At 48.3% G+C, this 810-nt stretch carries 1 protein-coding gene; it reads left to right on the forward strand.

What is annotated here, in order from left to right; genetic code table 11:
* The coding region (locus tag Xets_RS19470; RefSeq protein WP_187652385.1) for an AMP-binding protein at positions 1–810 on the forward strand (810 nt) is incomplete at both ends.

Consider the following 810-nt stretch of genomic DNA (forward strand, 5'->3'; position numbering starts at 1 on the left):
ACTGAAAGCTGGCGGGGCTTATGTGCCCATTTCCCCTGAATATCCACCGGAGCGGGTGCAGTTTATTCTGCAAGATACCAGAAGCCCGTGTGTACTCACCCAGCAACAGCATCTGACGACCCTCGCGGAATATAGCCAGGCACTGGCGGAATCGCCAATACTGATAGCGGCAGATGACCAGACAACAACCACAGGCCACACCGTAGAAAATCTGGCGCCGGTCAATAACCCTGCCGATTTAGCCTATATCATCTACACCTCCGGCACCACGGGGCAACCCAAAGGCGTCATGGTTGAGCATAAGAATGTTATCCATATGGTTGCAGCACAGGCAGAATTGTTTGATATCACAAAGCGAAAAAAAGCCTTAATGTTTGCCGCGTATGTTTTTGATGGTTCTGTTTTCGAACTATTTTCCAGTTTACTTCATGGCCTGACGGTTTACCTGTGCAGTGAAACCGAACGCAACGCCCCCGCGGTTGCACACCTGATTGAGCGTGAAGGTATTGAAATCACCGCCTTACCGCCAGCTATATTGAAGTTATTAATTGACACTGAGTTACCTTCCTTGCAGCTATTGGTGACCGCGGGAGAATCACCGTCCTTAGATTTTCTTGACTATTTCAGCCATTACAGCGATGTATTCAATTCCTACGGCCCAACCGAAGTTACCGTTTGTGCGACAGGGAAATATTATCAACATGGGGAGATTGCCAGCAATATTGGTAAGGCCATCAATAATGTCCGTCTTTACGTCCTTGATAGTCACAACAACTTATCCCCTATCGGCGCATCGGGCGAGTTGTATAT

It is taken from the genome of Xenorhabdus sp. TS4, assembly GCF_014467265.1.
Taxonomy (GTDB): Bacteria; Pseudomonadota; Gammaproteobacteria; order Enterobacterales; family Enterobacteriaceae; genus Xenorhabdus; species Xenorhabdus ehlersii.